General features: G+C 63.3%; 3 protein-coding genes. All 3 read left to right on the top strand.

All coding sequences use genetic code 11. The annotated features are described in order from the left end of the window. The first annotated feature begins 316 nt into the window (after nt 1-316). Nucleotides 317-535, top strand: coding sequence for a Flp family type IVb pilin (locus tag ACWIE7_RS19150; protein ID WP_454070329.1), 219 nt, complete (start codon nt 317-319; stop codon nt 533-535). A gap of 114 nt (nt 536-649) precedes the next feature. After that, on the top strand, nt 650-1,039 hold the full coding sequence (locus ACWIE7_RS19145) for a TadE/TadG family type IV pilus assembly protein (protein WP_454070328.1): 390 nt from the start codon (nt 650-652) through the stop codon (nt 1,037-1,039). Then, the coding region (locus ACWIE7_RS19140) for a TadE/TadG family type IV pilus assembly protein (RefSeq protein ID WP_454070327.1) at nt 1,027-1,694 on the top strand (668 nt) is incomplete at its 3' end. The genes ACWIE7_RS19145 and ACWIE7_RS19140, both read left to right, overlap by 13 nt.

Genomic DNA, 1,694 nt, shown 5'->3' with positions numbered 1-1,694 from the left:
AGGAAGCCTTACCTCAAACTGCCGGAGAGTCGTACGTTCGTCCGGCTGACAGTCGGACTCGCGTCCCACTAGATGGCCCCGGCGCGGTCCGCCCTCAGACGGAAATCTCTTGTGCCACGTGCTGTCTCACCTGCACAAGGTCTGTACACGCGTACACATCGCTCACGGAGTGATGTTCGTTACAGATAGTTTTCCAAAGGCTTGCACTTGCGTGACCGGCGCTGCATACTCTTCTCAGCGCCAACTCAGAAAGGGCGAGGCGCAACCCCTCCCCTCGAGCCGCCTCGGCTCATTCCCTCGCAAGAAAGGGTTCATCATGAACCAGCTTTACTTCGCCATGGCCACCGTGCAGGCCTTCTTCTCCGAGCGTCTGGACAACCGTAAGGATCGCGGCGCTACGGCCGTGGAGTACGGACTAATGGTCGGGCTCATTGCCGTGGTGATCATTGCAGGCGTCACCCTCCTGGGTGACAACCTCCAGACGATGTTCAACAACATCGCCGGCCGTCTCCCGAGCGGGGCTCGGCCCAACTGATAGTCCGACCGGTCAGCTCCGGCGCAGCCCTTAGCAGGCCTCCTGCGCCGGAGCTGGCTTCGAAAAGCCTTCTCCTCCCTTCGTCCCTACCCCTCTAACCCCTCAGGCGCCGCAATGCTCACGCCCTCACGTGAGCGCGGGGCCACGGCCGTCGAGTTCGCGATCCTCCTGCCGATCCTGTTGTTGCTCGTCCTGGGCATCATGGAATTCGGCAGGGCGTTTCACGTGCAGACGACGCTCTCCAATGCGGCGCGCGACGGCGTGCGTGTGATGGCACTGCAAGACAACGCCACAGCCGCGCGCTCGACGGTCAAGGCCTCCGCTCATGGTCTCCCCCTCACCGACGCGATGATCAGCGTCACCCCCACCACCTGTTCCTCCGATGCCGCCGCTCCCGGCATGGCGTCGGTGACCATCAGTTATCCGTTCTCGCCGGTCTCGGGCTTCCTACCAATCGACGACCTCACCCTCACCGGTAAGGGGACCATGCGATGCTTCGGTTAAGTGACGATCGAGGCGCCGCCGCGGTCATCATCGCGATCCTGATGGTTCCTCTCCTGGGGTTCGCTGCTATCTCCATCGACGTCGCAGCGATGCACGCCGAGAAGCAGCAGCTCCAGACCGGCGCGGATGCCGCCGCACTCGCGATCGCCCAGGACTGTGCCCGTGATACCTGCGGCTCGCCCCGGATGACGGCGCAGACTCTTGCCACGGCGAACAGTAACTCGGGCAACGCCGTTGCCACGCTGCCGACGGTTCCCACCGCGACAACCGGGCGCGTCACCGTGGAGAATTCCGCGGTACGGAAGCACTGGTTCGCGCCGGTCCTGGGAGTCGATGAGTCCGAGATCAATGTCCGCGCCAGCGCGAGCTGGGGCGCTCCGATCGGCGGCACCGCGGCTTTGCCGCTCATTCTCACACTCTGCGAGTTCAATCGCTACGCAGTCAACGGATTCCCGGCCGGGGTTGAACAAACGATCATCACGACGCCGGCGGGAAATTGCCTGCAAACCGGCGCTGGGAACCAGCCACCACACTGGGTTCCAGGCGGCTTTGGTTGGCTATCCCCCACCGCGCACAAGAGCTGTTACACCAAGACGCAGGTAGGGCAGAAGGCCACCAGCTCGCCGGGCAACAACATGAATCAGTGCGACATCTC

The sequence above is a fragment of the Dietzia sp. NPDC055343 genome, assembly GCF_053645265.1.
The sequence above is the reverse complement of the archived record's forward strand: the minus strand, read 5'-3'. Positions and strand labels throughout refer to the sequence as shown.

Coding starts and splice junctions, on each gene's coding strand:
- ACWIE7_RS19150 (WP_454070329.1), top strand. CDS start 317: ATGAACCAGCTTTACTTCGCCATGGCCACCGTGCAGGCCTTCTTCTCC.
- ACWIE7_RS19145 (WP_454070328.1), top strand. CDS start 650: ATGCTCACGCCCTCACGTGAGCGCGGGGCCACGGCCGTCGAGTTCGCG.